Raw genomic sequence first — 19,575 nt, 5'->3', positions numbered from 1 at the left:
TTACCTCTTATGCCACACGCGGGTTAACTTTTTCAGGGTTGATGCTGAATTTCTTAATGGCTTCTTCAACCACTTTCACGTCAACTTCACCACGTTTAGCCAGCTCACCCAGAGCAGCAACAACAACGTAACCGGCATCGATTTCGAAATGATGACGCAGGTTATCACGGCTGTCTGAACGGCCGTAACCGTCAGTACCCAGTACACGGTACTGGTCAGCAGGAACATAACCGCGAACCTGTTCTGCGAACAGTTTCATCCAGTCAGTGGACGCCACAGCAGGTGCATCGTTCATCACCTGAGTGATGTAAGGCACGCGCGGGGTTTCTGACGGATGCAGCATGTTCCAGCGGTCACAATCCTGACCTTCACGGGCCAGTTCGGTGAACGAGGTTACGCTGTAGATATCAGAGCTGATACCGTACTCAGAAGACAGAATCTGACCTGCTTCACGCACGTGACGCAGAATCGCACCTGAACCCAGTAACTGTACCTTGCCTTTATCACCGGTCAGGGTTTCGAGCTTGTAGATACCTTTACGGATACCTTCCTCAACACCTTCCGGCATTGCAGGCATGTGGTAGTTTTCGTTCAGCGTGGTGATGTAGTAGTAAATGTTTTCCTGCGCTTCACCATACATACGCTCCAGACCATCCTGCATGATGACCGCAACTTCGTACGCGAATGACGGGTCATAAGACAGGCAGTTAGGGATAGTCAGAGACTGAATGTGGCTGTGGCCGTCTTCGTGCTGCAGACCTTCACCGTTCAGGGTGGTACGGCCGGAAGTACCGCCGATCAGGAAGCCGCGTGCCTGCTGATCGCCTGCCATCCACATCAGGTCACCGATACGCTGGAAACCGAACATTGAGTAGTAGATGTAGAACGGAATCATCGGCAGGTTGTTGGTGCTGTAAGAAGTCGCAGCTGCCAGCCAGGATGCGCCTGCACCCAGTTCGTTGATACCTTCCTGCAGGATCTGACCTTTCACATCTTCACGGTAGTAAGCAACCTGTTCACGGTCCTGCGGGGTATACAGCTGACCTTTGGAGTTGTAGATACCGATCTGACGGAACAGACCTTCCATACCGAATGTACGTGCTTCGTCAGCAATGATTGGCACGATGCGTTCTTTGATGGATTTGTTTTTCAGCATCACGTTCAGTGCACGCACAAACGCGATAGTGGTGGAGATTTCTTTGCTCTGCTCTTCCAGTAACTGGCTGAAATCGCTCAGTGCAGGAATATCCAGTTTCTCATCGAAATGAGAACGGCGTGAAGGAACCGGACCATGCAGTGCCGCACGGCGTTCCATCATGTATTTCTGCTCTTCAGAGTTTTCGTCAAACTTGATGAACGGCAGTTTTTCCAGCTGATCATCAGCCACATCGATATTGAAACGATCACGGAGATGGCGCACGCCTTCCATGTTCATTTTCTTAACCTGGTGAGCGATGTTTTTACCTTCAGCGGTATCACCCATACCATAACCTTTAACGGTCTGGGCCAGGATCAGAGTTGGTTTACCTTTGGTGTCATGCGCTTTTTTCAGTGCAGCGAACATTTTCTTCGGATCGTGACCACCGCGGTTCAGTGCGAAGATCTGCTCATCAGTCCAGTCTTTGACTAATGCAGCAGTTTCCGGATAGCGGTTGAAGAAGTGTTCACGGACGTAAGCACCGTCTTTGGATTTGAATGTCTGATAGTCGCCGTCAACGGTTTCGTTCATCAGCTGGATCAGTTTACCGCTGGTATCTTTCTTCAGCAGTTCATCCCAGCGGCCGCCCCACATGACTTTGATTACCTGCCAGCCGGCACCTGCGAACATACCTTCCATTTCGTTAACGATTTTACCGTTACCGTTTACAGGGCCGTCAAGACGCTGCAGGTTACAGTTGATAACGAAGATCAGGTTGTCCAGGCTTTCGCGGACAGCGATATTGATTGCACCTTTAGATTCCGGCTCATCCATCTCGCCATCACCCAGGAAGGCATAAACGGTTTGCTCAGAAGTGTCTTTCAGACCACGGTGTTCCAGATATTTCAGGAACTTAGCCTGATAGATAGCTGCCAGCGGCCCCAGACCCATAGAAACGGTCGGGAACTGCCAGAAGTTAGGCATCAGTTTAGGGTGCGGATAAGAAGGCAGACCTTTGCCGCCGATTTCCTGACGGAAATTGTTCAGCTGCTCTTCGGTCAGACGACCTTCCATGAATGCGCGTGCGTAGTAGCCCGGGCTTAAGTGGCCCTGGAAATAAATAACATCACCGCCGTCTTTTTCGTTCTGCGCACGGAAGAAGTGGTTGAAGCACACTTCATACATGGTAGCCGCAGACTGGTAAGATGCCATGTGACCGCCCAGATCCAGATCTTTCTTGGATGCGCGCAGGACCATCATGACAGCGTTCCAGCGGATAGCAGAACGGATACGACGTTCCAGCTCCAGGTTGCCCGGGTAGGCAGGTTCATCCTCAACAGGAATGGTGTTGATGTAGTTACGGGCCGCAGCACCTGCTGCAACACTCACACCACCCTGACGGGCAGTATTCAGAACCTGATCAATCAGGAACTGTGCACGCTCAACACCTTCTTCACGGATGACCGATTCGATCGCCTGTAGCCAGTCGCGGGTTTCGATCGGATCCACGTCATTGTTCAAAATGTCTGACATGGTGTATTCCTTATAGTTTATCTGTTTCTAATGATATTCGGAGCCTATCTTCACGTATCCCGCTTTAACGGTGACGGGCGACGTGAAGATAGGCCCGGCTATATATTGCCGCTGATGCATAGGTCAGCTTACAGACGCAGCATTCAGGGATCTGTAAGCCCCAAAACCATTACTGATTTATTCTGTATACTGCTGGAGACGGCGCAGTGAACGTTCCCGGCGGGTGTGTTCACGGCTCATATCCAGCAATACGTCTTCCAGGAATGCCAGATGGCGGTGGGATGCTTCCCGCGCAACCTCCGGCGACCGGCTCATAATGGCCCGGAATACCTGTTCCCGGTGCTCGCTGACCATCGCCAGCATCTCTTTCCGGGTATATAAGAATTCAAAGTTCTGCCGGATATTTTTTTCCAGCATCGGCACCATACAGCGCAGCAGATGTAACAGCACCACATTATGTGCGGCTTCTGTGACAATCAGCTGATATTGCAGGACAGCCTGAGATTCGGCTTCCACATCCCCGGCGTCGCGGGCATCGGCAATCGCCTGATGGCTGTTGGTGATACGGACAAAATCCGCTTCGGTTCCCCGCAGTGCGGCATAATAGGCAGCAATACCCTCGAGGGCATGACGGGTTTCCAGCAGATCAAACTGAGATTCGGGATGCCCTTCCAGCAGCTGGGCCAGCGGGTCACTGAAGCTTTGCCAGAGATTGCTCTGTACAAATGTGCCGCCACCTTGTCTGCGCAGCAGAAAGCCTTTCGCTTCAAGTTTTTGAATTGCTTCGCGCAGTGAGGGACGTGAGACGTCGAACTGTTTGGCCAGCTCGCGTTCAGGCGGCAGCTTCTCCCCCGGGCTCAGAGTGCCGTCGAGGATTAAGTGTTCCAGCCGCTGCTCGATCACGTCGGCTAATTTTGGTTGGCGGATTTTGCTGTAAGCCATATTTGCATCAGAACCATCAACATGGATAAATATTGCTTCATGGGTTTTGTAGTCAATTGGTAATACCAATTTCTTTTACAGGGTCTTAAAGTAACAAAGTATTCACCAACTGTCTATAAAGACCTTGAGCTAAATCATAAAAACCAGCAAGTTTTAACAATTTTTTTTAAATTTTAGCATAAATTGATAACTGATACGTTTAAATGCTGCATCGTGAATGTTACAGAATTTAACGTTTAAAATTCAGATAAATACGCAAACTGAACCGTTACAGTGACTAGATTGACGGATAAATAATCACTTTTTGTGCATTTTCACCGCATCTTATTGATGATTTTCCGCTTCACAGAGCCCGACCAGATTGTTTCCGCTGTAACGATACTCACCAGACGCATTTAATCAGTAACAGGTTACCGGAATGCTAATTCTAGCAGGGAACCGGTAAACAGGAAAATTTCACGTCAGTCATATCTGCGAAATTTTACTGATCATTCAGCCGGAACGTCTGCCGGATTCAGTGAATTCCTGTATCGGTTCCAGTCGAAACAGGGACCGGGATCCGTTTTGCGCCCCGGCGCAATATCACTGTGTCCGGTGATATGCCCTTTTATTTGCGGATAGTGTGCCAGAAGCATCTGTGTCACCGCAGTCAGTGCGCGGTACTGTTCATCCGTAAAAGGTCGGGTATCCGTGCCTTCCAGCTCAATACCGACGGAAAAATCATTACACTTTTCTGTGCCCTGATAACAGGAAACCCCCGCATGCCAGGCCCGTGCATCAAAAGGCACATACTGCACAATTTCCCCGGTCCGGCGGATCAGGCAATGTGCGGAAACCCGCAGTGCCTGTATTTCCGCAAAAAAAGGATGCGCATCCGGGTCCAGCGTGCCCTGAAAAAGCTGGTCAATATACGGACCACCGAACTGTCCCGGCGGCAGACTGATATTGTGGATCACCAGTAAACGGGGAGTCACCTGTTCCGGCCGGGTATCGTGATGCGGTGAAATCACCCGGCGCGCTGTGGTCAGCCAGCCATCCTGAATATCCATTCGTTCTCCTGAGCAAAAAACCGTTATTCAATCACATAATAAATATCATTTTGTGCCGCACAGTATACGTGTCTTCCCCCCTTTCCGGGGAGTACTGATTTTTCACGACAGATTTTTGCGTGTCAGACCGAAAAAAAATCTGCATTTCTCAAATGTTACACCGCAGTTTTCCATCTGTACCGAGAAATCCGGAGACCTCTCTTTTTTGCCGATCCGTCATTGAATAAAGTGCATCACGCTAAATAAGTACCTCTTTCACAGACACAAAAAGGAGCATCTGTATGAACCAGCGCGGATTCACATTAATCGAGGTGATGGTGGTGGTTGCCATTGTGGCCGTTCTCAGTGCCATCGCGGTTCCCGGCTATCAGAACTATATCCGGAAGGCAGCACTGATTGACGTGCTGCGCACGGTTACCGCGTTTAAAACCAGCGTGGAACTGTGCAGTTTTGATAATCCCTCTTTTGCAGGATGCAACAGCGGGTCGGGCACCATTCCGGCTGATACTCCGGGGCGCTACATCAAATCCGTCAAAGCGGAAAACGGTGTTGTGACGGTACAGGGAAACAGTTCACTGGCTGCGCTGACGGTCAGCACTACCCCGGTAAGAAATCCGCTTAACGGTATCACGGTCTGGACAACCGACTGTAACAGCGAAGAAGACGCACTGAAAAAAATCTGTCTTGACGTCATCAAGTAACTACTGACATGAAAAGGAATTCATTATGCAAACAGCTGCACCCGCCCCTGTCACCCGTACCGGCGGGGAAGAACAACTCTTACTGGCTGAAGTTCATGCACTTTGTGAGCGCAATGAACTGATGCTGATTGACTATAACCCCGATGCCGTCAGAGTTGCTGCCGCACAGCAGCCGCGCAGAGATATTGTGTCTGCTATCCGGTTTCTGGCCGGTAAGCGGGTGGACATTGAATTGTGGCACAGTGAAAAACTGGCCTACTGCCGCCGCAATACCCCGCTGCCGGAGCCGGTCCTTTTCCCCGGTGTAACACCGGAGACAAACACGCAGGTCTCGGCGGATACCGGCAATAACTGTACAGGCTCCGGTTCACCACTGCCGCCGCCTGCCCCGCCTCCGGCGCAGGATCCCCGCAGGGCGCCGGAGACCGATACCTGGCCGGCAGAACAGCAATCCGCCGCTGTCCGGTTTGTTAACCAGCTGATTGCCGGAGCCATTGCCAAACGGGCCTCCGATATTCACATTGAACCGGCACAACAGGGTTACCGGATCCGTGCCAGAATCGACGGGCAACTGCATACGCTGAATTCACCGCCACCGGAAATCAGTAGTGAGATAATTATCCGCATCAAAATCATTTCCGGCCTCGATATTGCCGAAAAACGGTTACCCCAGGACGGGCAGTTTGAGTGGCTGGAAAATAACACCCGCTATGCTGTCCGTGTTGCCACACTGCCGACAATTTATGGTGAAAAAGTCGTACTGCGCCTGCTGAGCACCACGCAGAATCTGGCGCTGGAAAAATCCGGGCTGACGGCCCGGCAACTGGAAACGCTGCATACAGGTCTGGGCAGTGCCACCGGTATTATTTTGCTCACCGGTCCCACCGGCAGCGGAAAAACTGCCACACTCTACGGCTGCCTGCAGTACCTGAATCAGAATAACCGGAATATCTGCAGTGTTGAGGATCCGGTGGAAATCCCGCTGCGGGGGATCACCCAGACGCAGATAAACCCCAAAATTGAGCTGGGCTTCGCCGCCATCCTGCGAGCCCTGCTGCGTCAGGATCCGGATGTCATTATGGTGGGGGAAATCCGGGATAAACCCACCGCCGAGATGGCAATCAAAGCAGCTCATACCGGTCACCTGGTGCTGTCCACTCTGCATACAAACTCTGCGGAGGATACATATTCACGACTGAGGCAACTGGGTATTGATGAATATTTCATGAAAACCTGCATCAAACTGATCATTGCACAGCGTCTGGTCCGCCTGTTGTGTCCGCGCTGTAAAACGCAGAAACAGAAAACAGAAACCGTGATACTGAGCAGCGGAAAAACACATCAACTCACCCCGTGGCAGGCAAACGGTTGTGATCACTGCTTTTCAGGCTATTACGGGCGTACCGCCTGCTTTGCATTTCTCACTCCGCAACACACAATGTCTTCTTCTGCCGGTGAATTACCCGGTTCACTGTTTGATGCCGGTATCGCGCTGGCGGAATCAGGGGTAACCACACTCAATGAGATTTACCATATGCAGGATATTTAACATCCGCTGACCAACAGGAGTGATGCCATGCAAATTTACCGGCTGTATGACTGGTCCGGTCTGACACCCGCTGACAAGGTGGTGACCGGAACGCTTATCTCACCTTCAGAGAATAATGCTGTCAGTCAGCTGATTTCGCAGAGCATCACACCTGTATCACTGTTTTGCCGCAAACGGCTGGTCTGCTCACAAAAAGAAAAACAGTATCTGCTGCACTTTACCCGGCAGCTGGCAACATTACTGACGTCGGGGTTACCGTTACTGAAAGCGCTCACACTACTGGCAGGTGAATGCAGTCACCCGCTCTGGAAAGAAGTAGTCCGTGCTCTTATCAGACAACTTCAGCAGGGAAAAACATTTACTCAGGGAATAATGCAGTACCCCGGTTTATTTGATTCCTTTTATTGTCAGATGGCCACTGTCGGGGAGGAGACAGGAAAATTGCCGGAGTGCCTTCACACGATTGCACAACATATTCAGAGTAACCGGGATCACCGGGCTGCATTAATTAAATCAATCCGCTATCCCGTTGCATTGTTAGTTGTCTGCTTTTTGATGATCACATTAATGTTTCTGTTTGTTATTCCTGAATTCGCAAAAATATATACCTCATTCGGTGCGGAGCTTCCGGCTCTGACGCAATGGCTGATCCGGGTTTCTGGTGTTATTACCGGTTACACAATCCCGGCAATGGGTATAATGACTGCAATTATATTTATTTATCATGTATTTCGGCGAAGACATCCGGATATAAAAAAAACAGAATCAACCTGTATTCTGCGTATTCCGTTTATCGGAAACATTATTATCTTCAGCTGTGTCTCTCATATTTTCCGGATACTGGCAATAACACAACAATCAGGCATTACACTTATTTCGGGTATTAATACACTTATTATGACAACAACACATCCGTTATATAAAGAGGCATTAACTGTGATACGGGAGGACTTGCTTCACGGGAAAACATTCAGTGAATCAATTAAACAATCCGGGTTATTCCCATCTCTGTGCCATGAGCTGATTGCCACCGGTGAAGCCACCGGGCAATTCGGACACTTTTTTCTCTATACCGCAGACTGGTTTAAATCTCTCGCCTTAAACCAAATTCAGACATTTTTTAAAATACTCCAGCCGGTACTGTTTATCCTGCTGGCAATTCTTGTTGCTGTTTTATTAATTGCAATGTATTTACCTTTATTCCGGCTCGGTGAAGTTTTAGTCTGATAAAACTATTCATAATTTAAAGAAACAGATTAAAAAAATTCAAACCTGTGAAATATCTCTGTATTCATCGCTTATTTGCCATAGGCGAAATTAATTTCATCAGGTACAATTTACCCGTTGTTTCGATCAGGACAGAAATACAATGGCTTATATTGTTGCGTTAACCGGAGGTATCGGCAGCGGAAAAAGTACCGTTGCGGATATGTTTGCCCGTCTCGGGGTCCCTGTGACAGATGCGGATATTATTGCCCGTCAGGTGGTTGAACCGGGAACGCCCGCATTGCAGGCTATTGCCGATCACTTCGGTACCCGGATTCTGACTGCAGACGGCACGCTGGACAGAGCAGCACTGCGCCGGGAGATCTTTGCAGACCCCGCGGAAAAAACCTGGCTCAATCAGTTACTGCATCCGCTTATCCATCAGGAAACCCGGCGCCAGCTGAACAATATCACTGCCCCTTATGCCCTTTGGGTGGTTCCTCTTCTGGTTGAAAATAACCTTGCTTCCCTTGCGGATCGCGTGCTGGTTGTGGATGTTCATCCGCACGAACAAGTCGCCCGGACAATGCGCCGTGACGGCGTTTCCGCTGAGCATGCCGAAAATATTCTGCGGGCGCAGGCATCCCGTGAACAACGTCTGGCCGTTGCCGATGATATCCTGACAAATCATGATAACGATGAGCCGCTGATGCCCCGCGTCCTTGCACTGCACGAACTTTATACAGCATTGGCCCGTCAGCCAAAACAGGAACACCCATGAGCGAAATCCGTCAGTCTGTTATTTTTGAACACCCTTTAAACGAACGAACCCGTTCATGGCTGCGCATTGAAACATCACTTCAGCAAATGAGTACACTCTCCCCGCTGGACTCTCTGCCGTCCAGCCTGGCATTCTTCCGGGCCGTCGCGGAATTTATTGAAGTGATTGATCGCGGTGAAGTCCGTTCGGAAATTTTAAAAGAGCTGGAAAAGCAGCAAAAAAAACTGGCCATGTGGGCAGAAGCCCCCAATGCTGACCAGGCACTGATCCGGGGGTTTTCTGACGAACTGAAACAAAAGGCCGCTGAACTGAGCAAAGCGCCCCGCATCGCCCAGCACCTGAAAGAAGATAAAATAATCGGTATTGTCCGTCAGCGGCTGAGTATCCCGGGCGGATGCTGCGGGTTTGATCTGCCCTACCTTCATCTGTGGCTGAATCTGCCGCAGAGTGTCCGTGATACCACACAGGCCGCCTGGATTGAAGGCTTGCAGCCGCTGCAAAATGCACTCGGCAGCCTGCTGACCCTGCTGCGTCAGTCCGCACCATTTGTTGCGGCTGAAAGCCACAACGGTTTTTATCAGGATAACGCGGAAGGGGCGGATTTACTGCGCCTGCGTCTGCCGGTTGATTTCCAGATTTACCCGCAGGTCTCCGGCCATAAAACACGTTTTGCCATACGCTTCCTGCATACTGACAGCGAACACGGTATAATACCGGCTACTTTACCGTTTGAAATTGCCTGTTGCTGACAGGGAGGATGTTATGTCAGAAGCTATTATCGTTAACTGCCCGAATTGCAAAAAAGAAGTTGTCTGGGGACCGGAAAGTCCGTACCGCCCGTTTTGCAGTAAACGTTGTCAGTTGATTGATCTCGGGGAGTGGGCTGCGGAAGAAAAACGGATTGCCAGCCAGAGTGACCTTTCTGACAGTGAAGCCTGGAGTGAACCGGAAGACAGTTCACCGTACTGATTAATCCGGCAGCGGCTGAATTAAAACAGCCGCCGCCGTACCTCTGAATCTTATTCTGTCAGCAATGCCACAATTCCCCGGTTAACCGGCGGGAACTCCTCAGCAATCAGTGCTGTTTGTTTTACCCAGCGGGATGGCTGACCTTCGCGACCATATGGCGCATTCTGCCACTCTTCCACCAGGAAGAAATAAATGGTGATCAGGCGATCCGGAAATTCATGTTCTGCCGTCTGCAATAGTTTACCGGGAACCGCAACAATACCCAGCTCTTCTTCCAGCTCCCGTACCAGCGCCTGCTCCGGTGACTCTCCGGATTCCAGCTTACCGCCGGGAAACTCCCAGTAACCGCCCATATGAGATTTCAGCGGACGCTGAGCAATAAATATCTCACCTTCTGCATTACGGATAACGCCGGCGGCAATACGTAAGTGTTTTTTTTCCATCATGTTCTGTCCGTTTTATTTACAGAAGAAAGGCGGGTTCCCCCGCCTTTTTACTTTATTATGCTAATCGTCTGTCAGGACTGATTATTTCAGTGCACCGTGGCACTGCTTGTATTTCTTACCGGAACCGCAAGGACACGGATCGTTACGGCCGACTTTGCGGACACCGGATGCCATTTCCGCTTCAGTTTTAGTCATCAGCGCGGCATTGTCATTTTCATGGCTGAGCTGCTGGCGCTGTGCCAGACGTTCAGCTTCCTCACGACGACGCTGCTCCAGTGCTTCCACTTCTTCCGGCATGCGGACCTGAACTTTGGAAATGGTGCTGACCACTTCATATTTCAGGCCTTCCAGCATGTTAGCAAACATGGAGAAAGATTCACGCTTGTATTCCTGCTTCGGATCTTTCTGTGCATAACCGCGCAGATGGATCCCCTGACGCAGATAATCCATTGCCGCCAGGTGCTCTTTCCACAGGGTATCCAGGGTTTGCAGCATCACGCCTTTCTCGAAGTGACGCATCATTTCAGCGCCGACAATCTCTTCTTTGGCTTTGTAAACTTCTACCGCTTTGTCAAGAATGCGCTCACGCAGGGTTTCTTCGTGCAGTTCAGGCTCTTTATCCAGCCACTCTTTGATTGGCAGATGTAAGTCGAAATCCTGTTCCAGACGTTTTTCCAGCCCCGGGATATCCCACATTTCTTCCAGAGATTGCGGCGGAATATGTGCATCGATAACTGTTGTGAATACATCACCACGGATGCTGTCGATAGTTTCGCTGATATCCCCGTTATCCAGCAGGTCATTACGCTGGGTATAGATAGCGCGGCGCTGGTCGTTAGCCACATCATCGTATTCCAGCAGCTGTTTACGGATATCAAAGTTGCGGCTTTCCACTTTACGCTGTGCGTTGGCAATCGCTTTGGTTACCCACGGATGCTCAATCGCCTCACCTTCTTTCATACCCAGTTTGCGCATCATGCCGGTAACACGGTCAGAGGCGAAAATACGCATCAGCGCATCTTCCATAGACAGGTAGAAGCGGGAAGAACCGGCATCACCCTGACGGCCTGAACGACCGCGTAACTGGTTATCGATACGGCGGGATTCATGACGCTCAGTACCGATAATATGCAGGCCGCCTGCTGCCAGAACGGCATCGTGGCGCTCCTGCCATGCAGCTTTTGCCGCAGCGATATTCTCTTCTGTCGGCTCGTCCAGCGCCGCCAGATCCGCCTGTAAGCTGCCGCCCAGCACGATATCCGTACCACGACCCGCCATGTTGGTGGCGATAGTCACGTGACCGGAACGACCCGCCTGTTCAACGATATCCGCTTCCATGGCGTGGAATTTGGCGTTCAGCACGCTGTGTTCAATGTTGGCTTTTTTCAGTGCGTTGGAGATGAGCTCTGATTTCTCGATAGAGATAGTACCCACCAGTACCGGTTGTCCGGCTGCGGTACGCTCACGGATATCTTCAATGATGGCATTGAATTTATCAGCTTCTGTCATATAAACCAGATCCGGCAAATCTTTACGGATCATCGGACGGTTAGTCGGGATAACAATGGTATCGAGTTTATAAATTGAACTGAATTCAAAGGCTTCCGTGTCCGCTGTACCGGTCATCCCGGCCAGTTTGGTGTATAAACGGAAGTAGTTCTGGAAAGTGATGGAAGCCAGTGTCTGGTTTTCATTCTGGATTTCCACACCTTCTTTGGCTTCCACTGCCTGATGCAGACCATCAGACCAGCGGCGGCCCTGCATGGTACGGCCGGTGTGCTCATCGACGATGATAACCTCACCTTCGCTGACGATATAGTCGACATCACGGACAAACAGGGAGTGCGCACGCAGACCCGCCATAACGTGGTGCATCAGCATGATATTGGATGGTGAGTACAGTGATTCACCTTCATTCATCAGACCCGCTTCAGACAGCAGCTCTTCCACCAGCACCAGACCACGCTCGGTCAGTGTGACCTGGCGGGTTTTCTCGTCCACAGAGAAGTGACCTTCACCTTTGAAAGTGTCGGAATCTTCTTTTTCCTGGCGGACCAGACGCGGGATCAGTTTATCCACTTTCATGTACAGCTCAGAGCTGTCTTCTGCCGGACCGGAGATAATCAGCGGGGTACGGGCTTCATCGATTAAGATGGAGTCAACCTCATCCACCAGCGCGTAGTGCAGTTTGCGCTGTACACGCTCTTCCGGGCTGAACGCCATGTTGTCACGCAGATAGTCAAAACCGTATTCGTTGTTGGTACCGTAAGTGATATCCGCAGCGTACGCTTCGCGTTTGGCCGGTGCAGGCATGCCCGGCAGGTTGATACCGACGGTCATACCGAGGAATTCAAACAGCGGACGGTTGTTTTCGGCGTCACGCTGGGCGAGGTAGTCGTTCACTGTCACCACGTGAACCCCTTTGCCGGACAGGGCGTTGAGGTAAGCAGGCAGTGTTGCGGTCAGGGTTTTACCTTCACCTGTACGCATCTCAGCGATGCAGCGTTCGTTCAGCACCATGCCGCCGATCAGCTGGACATCAAAGTGACGCATACCAAATACACGTTTACTGGCTTCACGTACCGTGGCGAACGCTTCCGGTAAGATATCCTGCTCGGATTCACCTTTGGCCAGGCGATCACGGAATTCCTGTGTTTTGGCTTTTAATTCATCATCACTGAGTTTTTCGAACTCAGGTTCCATCCGGTTGATAGCTTCCACGGATTTGCGCAGGCGGCGTAAAGTACGGTCATTCCGGCTGCCGAAGATTTTGGTCAGTAATTTTACCAGCATAATAAACGTCTCTGTTCAGGCACAATCAGGCCTTGTTAATAATCAATGTGTTAATAATTTTTTTGAGGAACTACGCTGATTGTACGGGACCGGCACGGATGCCGCCGGTGCGGGCAATCCACTGAACCGAAAAAGACGGAGACGGGTTAACTACAGCAATACGCTGCGGCAGAACTGCCGGATGATAAACAGGCAGAGCCGGGGAGTCGGTCAGAATGGCATACAGTGCCGCCAGCATATTTTGTGCGGAGGCATCATGCCGGTCTTCTGCCGGGGTATTATCTTTTGAGGCATCTTCCGGACAGGAAAATGCAAAGGAAATCTGGCGGATAACATTACGGACAGCATGCTGCTGCCAGTAATTAACGTTCTGTGAGGTTCTCGCCGGCTGGCTGCTTTGCAGGAACAGGCTGTCAAAGGCGGATAATGCCTGACTCTGGCGGTTTTGTGTTGTCCCGGTACCGGCTGTGGTAACATCACCACTGTTCAGTACCGCAGGCAGGCCAAAACCGGTCGCCACAATCCCGATAAAGAGATGGCACCAGAAATAACGCCTGCCAAATTGCCGCCAAAGATTTAAAATAGTGTTTCCCTCACGAGATCCGGAGTATATGTGATGCGCGACAGTCAGCCAGTTTCCCTTGAAAGCCTGCTGGAAAGCGGGACTAAGGATAATAATACCCTTAAAAGTATTCAGCAGCGTGCTGTCGTGTTACTTAAACTCAACCGCGCAGTTCTGGCGCTGCTGCCTGCGATGCTTAAACCACACTGCCGCGTGGCTAATTATCGCAAACAACTGTTAATTCTGGAAGTCTCTAATGCGGCACAGATGACCCGGCTGCGTTACGAACTTCCCGCACTGCGTTCTGCACTGCGCCGGGAGATTTTACCATCATTATCGGCCATCGACATCAAAATCAATCCGTCATTGATGAAATCATCAGCAACAGGGTTACCGGGTGGTGATAAAAGCAGCAATTCAGATAGCAGAGGGCAAAAAACAGCGGAGCCGGGACGGAGATTAAGTGCGGAGAGTGCCAATTCACTGAAAGCGCTGGCGCAGAGAAGTCCGGAAAAACTGAGGAAGAAGCTGGAGAAATTGGCTGCACTGGCCGGAGAGAGTACCAGTGCAGCAGATTAAGCAGACGGTTATTTGGTAAATAACGTCAGTGACAGGAGTGTCAGGGTCAGAGCAACGAGCTGTGGCACCATGACCTGATTACGCCAGTACGGTTGACGGTGCACGGAATGCAACCGGCATCTGTGCTTCGTTCTCGAATGTCACGAGTTCCCAGGCGCTCTCTTTAGCCAGAACAGCCTGAAGTAACTTGTTATTCAGTGCGTGACCGGATTTGAATGCGGTAAAGGCACCAATGATATTGTGGCCGCACATAAACAGGTCACCGATAGCATCCAGCATTTTGTGACGGACAAATTCGTCTTCAAAACGCAGGCCATCTTCATTCAGTACGCGGTAATCATCCACCACGATGGCACAGTCAAAGCTTCCGCCTAAACATAAGCCTTTGGACTGGAGATATTCAATATCCCGCATGAACCCGAAGGTACGTGCACGGCTGATATCCCGGACAAAGTTTTCCGCAGAGAAGTTCATCGCGTAGCGCTGAGTGCTGGAATCGATCGCCGGATGGTTGAAATCGATAGTGAAATCTAAGCTGAAACCGTTAAACGGAGAGAGTTCAGCCCACTTATCACCATCTTCAACACGGACGGTCTCTTTCAGACGCAGGAATTTCTTCGCACTGCTCAGTTCTTCAATACCGGCATCCAGTAACAGGAATACGAACGGGCTTGCGCTGCCATCCATAATCGGGATTTCAGCGGCATCGACTTCGATAACCAGGTTATCAATGCCGAGTCCGGCCAGTGCTGCGTTCAAATGCTCAACCGTGGAAATACGTACGTTGTCTTCATTTACCAGACAAGTACATAACATCGTATCACGCACGGATTTCGCATCTGCCGGAAAATCGACAGGCGGATTAAGATCAGTACGGCGATAGATGATCCCGGTATTGGCCGGTGCCGGACGCATTGTCAGCGTAACTTTTTTGCCGGTGTGTAAACCTACACCCGTAGCCTGAACAATACGCTTTAATGTTCTTTGTTTGATCATCGTTTCTGTCTCGTTTGATTAACTGTCTCCCTGTCATTATAAACTAATGACAAGGGAGATAGTTTAGCACAAAAAGCGGAGATGCAAATCTTTTCGGTTTAATCAGCCTGTTTGCGTAAGAAAGCCGGGATATCTAAATAATCCGGTTCTTTATTGCTCTGGGCTGAAGAATCGTTGACAACCTGTGCCACTGATTTGCTCTCATCCATGCTGGTCATGCTGTTTTGCATTTGTGCATAACGATGTTCCATGTTGTTGGTCTGCACCGCTTTATTGGTTACCAGCGTGATTTCAGGACGTTTGTCCATGCCGATACCGGTCGCGACCACAGTCACACGCAGTTCATCGTTCATTTCAGGGTCTAAGGAAGTACCGATAACCACAGTCGCGTTATCCGATGCAAATGCACGGATAGTGTTACCCACAGTTTCGAACTCATCCAGACGCAGGTCAAAGCCCGCGGTGATGTTAACCAGCACACCACGCGCACCTGACAGGTCGATATCTTCCAGCAGCGGGCTGGAAATCGCCATTTCGGCAGCTTCTTCCGCACGGTCTTCACCGCGCGCCACGCCGGAGCCCATCATCGCGTAACCCATTTCTGACATCACAGTACGGACGTCCGCAAAGTCAACGTTCATCAGGCCCGGACGGGTGATCAGTTCTGCGATACCCTGGACCGCGCCGCGTAACACGTCGTTGGCGGCACCGAAGGCATCCAGCAGTGAGATCCCGCGGCCTAATACTTTCAGCAGTTTGTCATTCGGGATGGTGATCAGTGAGTCAACATGCTTGGATAACTCAGTAATCCCCTGCTCGGCGAATGCCATGCGCTTTTTGCCTTCAAAGTTGAACGGCTTGGTCACCACAGCAACAGTCAGGATGCCCAGCTCTTTGGCAACTTCAGCAACAACAGGTGCCGCACCGGTTCCTGTACCGCCGCCCATACCGGCTGCGATAAAGACCATGTCCGCACCGTCGAGTGCATTGCGCAGCGCTTCGCGATCTTCTTCCGCCGCGTTACGGCCCACTTCCGGGTTTGCACCCGCACCCAGGCCTTTGGTGATTCCGTTACCAATCTGAATAGTCTGGCCGACGGCGGTTTTACGAAGCGCCTGAGCGTCCGTATTCACAGCGAAGAACTCAACGCCTTCGATGCGTTCACGGACCATATGCTCAACAGCGTTACCGCCGCCCCCGCCGACGCCGATGACTTTAATCACCGCGTCGTTGGTCAATTCCATCGGTTCAAACATAATCTCTCTCCGTTTTGTGCCTTTCTTATATGGCGGCTATTATCGCCAGCCTTAATACAAATTAAAATTCTTTTCTGAGCCAGCCAGTTAATTTTTTAAACCAACTGCCCACCGAGGCACGTTTTTCTGTCTCGGTATCGCCGACCAGGTGAGATTCTTTTCCGTAATGCAGCAACCCTACCGCTGTAGAGTAATACGGTTCCTGCGCATAATCCGTTAAGCCGGTTATATTAAGCGGTTGTCCGATACGAACCTGTGTATGGAAAACACGCTGGGCGCACTCAACCAGTCCGTTAATCTGAGCCGCACCACCTGTCAGCACGATACCAGCGGCCAAATGGTGTTTGACACCCTGCTGACGTAATTGTTCCTGCACTTTCAAAATTTCGTCATTAACCAGATTGAGTAATTCGGTGTAACGCGGCTCAATAACTTCGGCTAATGTCTGGCGCTGTAAACTGCGCGGCGGACGCCCGCCGACACTCGGTACTTCCAGGGTTTCGTCTTTGCTGACCAGAGACCCCAGCGCGCAGCCGTGACGGACTTTAATGGCTTCCGCATCATTCGGCGGCGTGCCGAAGGCGTACGCGATATCGCCGGTCACCACATTCCCTGCATACGGGATAACACGGGTGTGACGCAGTGCGCCGCCGGTGTAAATCGCCATATCCATGGTGCCGCCGCCGATATCCACGACACAGACACCCAGCTCACGCTCATCTTCCGTCAGTACCGCGAAGCTTGATGCCAGACCGGCAAAAATCAGCTGGTCAACTTTTAGTCCGCAGCGCTCAACGGCTTTGACAATATTCTTTGCCATGTCGTTATGACAGGTGATCAGATGCACTTTCGCCTGCATCCGCACACCGGATAATCCCACCGGATTTTTAATGCCTTCCTGGTAATCGATGGCATATTCCTGCGGGATCACATGCAGAACGCGGTGCTCGTCGCGGACACGGACAGATTTCGCCGTATGCACCACATTTTCCACATCTTCCTGGGTCACTTCTTCTTCTGAAATCGGCACCATACCGATTTCATTCTGGCAGCTGATGTGTTTGCCGGATAACGCCAGATAGACTGATGATATCTGGCAGTCCGCCATCAGTTCCGCCTGGTCGATGGCACGCTGAACGCATTTTACCACCGACTCCAGATCATTGACGCCGCCTTTGTCCATTCCGCGTGACGGGCAGTTACCCGCACCGATAATGTTCACCACACCGTCCGGCAGAATTTCACCAACAAGCGCAGATACTTTGGCGGTGCCTATTTCGAGGCCGACGACTAATTTTCTATCCGTTGCTTTGATCATTGTTATTCTGCCCGCCTTCTTTACCTGTTATGTCTTAATGTCCGTTTGCGAAAGGATCGATCTGCAATGGCGCCCAGCCGACCGCAGCACCGCTGTCATAGCGGAGATCGACATAATCAACCCGTTTGTCCTGTTCCTGCGTCAGGGTCGGATACAGTTCGATAAAACGCTGTAACCGGCCTTTGGTATCCAGCCGTCCGAGTTCAACCCGGACATCATTATCCAACACAAGCTGCCAGGCATGACGCGGTGACATTGAAGCTGATTTGATTTTCAGCCCTGCCCCGCTGAGCTGCTGCGCCATTTCACGATACCCGCTCAGTACATCCTGTTCACTGCCCTGTGCCCCGTAGAGCATCGGGAAAGAATCTTTTTCTGTCAGTTCCGCCGGCAGGCTGAAAACCCGCCCGGCGTCATCAACCATCTGTGAGTCATTCCAGCGTGCATACGGCACATACTCGACCAGATGAATTTTTAATTCGTCCGGCCACTGCTTGCGCACAGTGACCTGACGTAACCACGGGATCCGTTCCAGCTGCTGCTGTACTTCATTGACATCCAGTGTCATAAACGTGCCGGGCGTCCCGAGGGATAACACCGCTTTGCGCACATTATCGTTTGTCGTGTAATGGCGCTCACCGGTTAATACCAGTTTTGACATCGGCAGGCGGTCTGCATCTTTCATCCAGTTCAGCACCATCAGCCCCCCCCAGACCAGCGTTCCCAGCACCATCAGGAAAAACAGCAGTCCGGCAAGGTATGTGCCGTTACTGGGACGTGAACCGTCATAATCCGAATCCGGATCCGGTTCACGCATATTCAGTGCAGCCTGTGACATATCAGTCCGCCAGTGCCAGAACGTCCGCCACAAAAGCGGAGAAGCTCATGCCTGCCTGACGCGCCGCCTGCGGCACCAGACTGTGGTTGGTCATACCAGGGGAAGTGTTCACTTCCAGCAGGTAGAACTGCCCGTCACTGTCGAGCATCACATCCACACGGCCCCAGCCTTCACAGCCCACGGCTTTGTAAGCAGCTTTTGCCAGCTCACGGATTTCTGTCTCGCGTGCCCCTTCGAGGCCCGGGCAGAAATATTGTGTGTCGTCAGAAATATATTTGGCTTCGTAGTCGTAGAACACCGCCGCCGGCTGAATACGGATAGACGGCAGCATCTGCTCACCGAGGAAGCCCACGGTGAATTCCGGGCCGCTCAGCCATTTTTCCACCAGCACGTCTTTGTCGTGTTTAAACGCTTCTTCCAGTGCCGGACGCAGCGCCTGCGCATTATCCACTTTGGACATACCGACACTTGAACCTTCCAGGCTTGGTTTGACAATCACCGGATAACCCAGCGGTGCCACACCCTGCTGTAATTCTTCATCGCTGATCTGCGCGAAACGGGCTGCACTGATGGCGAAATACGGTGCAATCGGCAGACCTGCGCCCGCCCACAGCTGTTTGGTGCGCAGCTTGTCCATAGAGAGTGCGGAGGCCATGACACCACTTCCGGTGTACGGCAGTCCCATCTGCTCCAGGCAACCCTGCAGTGTGCCGTCTTCCCCGCCGCGGCCGTGCAGCGCGATAAAGACTTTGGTAAAACCGTCTTCCTTCAGACGGGTAACCGGATACTCTTTGGTATCCACACCGAATGCATTAATACCGGCTTCTTTTAAACCGGCGAGCACCGCCGCACCTGAAGCCAGGGAGACTTCACGTTCTGCGGATGTACCGCCCATCAGTACCGCGACTTTTTCAGTCAT

18 protein-coding genes are annotated in these 19,575 nt (G+C 51.3%); 7 read left to right on the top strand and 11 right to left on the bottom strand.

Translation table 11 applies throughout. The annotated features are described in order from the left end of the window. Positions 1 to 7: 7 nt before the first annotated feature. From aceE to ampD, 3 genes are all read right to left on the bottom strand, one after another. Complete coding sequence (gene aceE, locus X965_RS01965; RefSeq protein ID WP_004238362.1) at positions 8 to 2,671, bottom strand: pyruvate dehydrogenase (acetyl-transferring), homodimeric type; 2,664 nt, start codon at positions 2,669 to 2,671, stop codon at positions 8 to 10. Between the two features lie 177 nt (positions 2,672 to 2,848). After that, entirely contained in the window at positions 2,849 to 3,613 is a 765-nt protein-coding gene (pdhR, locus tag X965_RS01960; protein WP_015422916.1) for a pyruvate dehydrogenase complex transcriptional repressor PdhR, read from the bottom strand. A 488-nt stretch (positions 3,614 to 4,101) separates the two neighbouring features. Beyond that, positions 4,102 to 4,662, bottom strand: coding sequence for a 1,6-anhydro-N-acetylmuramyl-L-alanine amidase AmpD (gene ampD / locus X965_RS01955; protein WP_036416800.1), 561 nt, complete (start codon positions 4,660 to 4,662; stop codon positions 4,102 to 4,104). Positions 4,663 to 4,943: 281 nt separating this feature from the next. Between ampD and ppdD the strand changes: the two genes are divergently transcribed. From ppdD to yacG, 6 genes are all read left to right on the top strand, one after another. Beyond that, complete coding sequence (gene ppdD / locus X965_RS01950; protein ID WP_036416798.1) at positions 4,944 to 5,363, top strand: prepilin peptidase-dependent pilin; 420 nt, start codon at positions 4,944 to 4,946, stop codon at positions 5,361 to 5,363. 25 nt (positions 5,364 to 5,388) lie between these two features. Beyond that, entirely contained in the window at positions 5,389 to 6,912 is a 1,524-nt protein-coding gene (locus X965_RS01945; protein ID WP_036416796.1) for an ATPase, T2SS/T4P/T4SS family, read from the top strand. Between the two features lie 27 nt (positions 6,913 to 6,939). Then, positions 6,940 to 8,139, top strand: a complete 1,200-nt coding sequence (locus tag X965_RS01940) for a type II secretion system F family protein (protein ID WP_036415473.1) — start codon at positions 6,940 to 6,942, stop codon at positions 8,137 to 8,139. 142 nt (positions 8,140 to 8,281) lie between these two features. Further along, positions 8,282 to 8,899 carry a dephospho-CoA kinase gene (gene coaE, locus X965_RS01935; RefSeq protein WP_036416793.1) on the top strand — a complete coding sequence of 206 codons (618 nt, stop codon included), beginning with the start codon at positions 8,282 to 8,284 and terminating at the stop codon, positions 8,897 to 8,899. Next, positions 8,896 to 9,648 carry a cell division protein ZapD gene (gene zapD / locus X965_RS01930; RefSeq protein ID WP_004238473.1) on the top strand — a complete coding sequence of 251 codons (753 nt, stop codon included), beginning with the start codon at positions 8,896 to 8,898 and terminating at the stop codon, positions 9,646 to 9,648. Before coaE ends, zapD begins: the two co-directional genes overlap by 4 nt. Positions 9,649 to 9,661: 13 nt before the next feature. Continuing rightward, on the top strand, positions 9,662 to 9,868 hold the full coding sequence (gene yacG / locus X965_RS01925; protein ID WP_004238472.1) for a DNA gyrase inhibitor YacG: 207 nt from the start codon (positions 9,662 to 9,664) through the stop codon (positions 9,866 to 9,868). A 50-nt stretch (positions 9,869 to 9,918) separates the two neighbouring features. On the opposite strand, the gene mutT is transcribed toward yacG, so the two are convergent. The 3 genes from mutT to secM form a co-directional block, all read right to left on the bottom strand. Further along, a complete protein-coding gene (mutT, locus tag X965_RS01920; protein ID WP_036416873.1) occupies positions 9,919 to 10,311 on the bottom strand; it encodes an 8-oxo-dGTP diphosphatase MutT in 393 nt (130 codons plus the stop codon). 84 nt (positions 10,312 to 10,395) lie between these two features. Beyond that, positions 10,396 to 13,107: a preprotein translocase subunit SecA gene (gene secA / locus X965_RS01915; protein WP_036416791.1), complete on the bottom strand. Its 2,712-nt coding sequence runs from the start codon at positions 13,105 to 13,107 to the stop codon at positions 10,396 to 10,398. Between the two features lie 70 nt (positions 13,108 to 13,177). After that, a complete protein-coding gene (gene secM, locus X965_RS01910) occupies positions 13,178 to 13,720 on the bottom strand; it encodes a secA translation cis-regulator SecM (protein ID WP_036415476.1) in 543 nt (180 codons plus the stop codon). 3 nt (positions 13,721 to 13,723) lie between these two features. Between secM and X965_RS01905 the strand changes: the two genes are divergently transcribed. Beyond that, positions 13,724 to 14,248 (top strand): DUF721 domain-containing protein, encoded by a 525-nt coding sequence (locus X965_RS01905; protein WP_004238468.1) that lies wholly within the window; start codon positions 13,724 to 13,726, stop codon positions 14,246 to 14,248. A gap of 78 nt (positions 14,249 to 14,326) precedes the next feature. Here X965_RS01905 and lpxC read toward each other — a convergent pair whose 3' ends face one another. The 5 genes from lpxC to X965_RS01880 form a co-directional block, all read right to left on the bottom strand. Next, a complete protein-coding gene (gene lpxC / locus X965_RS01900; RefSeq protein ID WP_004238467.1) occupies positions 14,327 to 15,244 on the bottom strand; it encodes a UDP-3-O-acyl-N-acetylglucosamine deacetylase in 918 nt (305 codons plus the stop codon). Between the two features lie 98 nt (positions 15,245 to 15,342). After that, the gene (ftsZ, locus tag X965_RS01895; RefSeq protein WP_004238466.1) at positions 15,343 to 16,500 is read right to left on the bottom strand and encodes a cell division protein FtsZ; all 1,158 of its coding nucleotides are present in this window, start codon (positions 16,498 to 16,500) and stop codon (positions 15,343 to 15,345) included. A 61-nt stretch (positions 16,501 to 16,561) separates the two neighbouring features. Then, positions 16,562 to 17,818, bottom strand: coding sequence for a cell division protein FtsA (gene ftsA, locus X965_RS01890; RefSeq protein WP_004238465.1), 1,257 nt, complete (start codon positions 17,816 to 17,818; stop codon positions 16,562 to 16,564). 34 nt (positions 17,819 to 17,852) lie between these two features. Beyond that, a complete protein-coding gene (gene ftsQ, locus X965_RS01885; RefSeq protein WP_036416789.1) occupies positions 17,853 to 18,656 on the bottom strand; it encodes a cell division protein FtsQ in 804 nt (267 codons plus the stop codon). 1 nt (position 18,657) lies between these two features. After that, complete coding sequence (locus tag X965_RS01880) at positions 18,658 to 19,575, bottom strand: D-alanine--D-alanine ligase (protein ID WP_004238463.1); 918 nt, start codon at positions 19,573 to 19,575, stop codon at positions 18,658 to 18,660.

Origin of the sequence: Morganella sp. EGD-HP17 (genome assembly GCF_000512315.2) — a bacterium.
GTDB classification, from domain to species: Bacteria; Pseudomonadota; Gammaproteobacteria; order Enterobacterales; family Enterobacteriaceae; genus Morganella; species Morganella morganii.
This window is presented reverse-complemented; position numbering and strand designations above follow the sequence as displayed.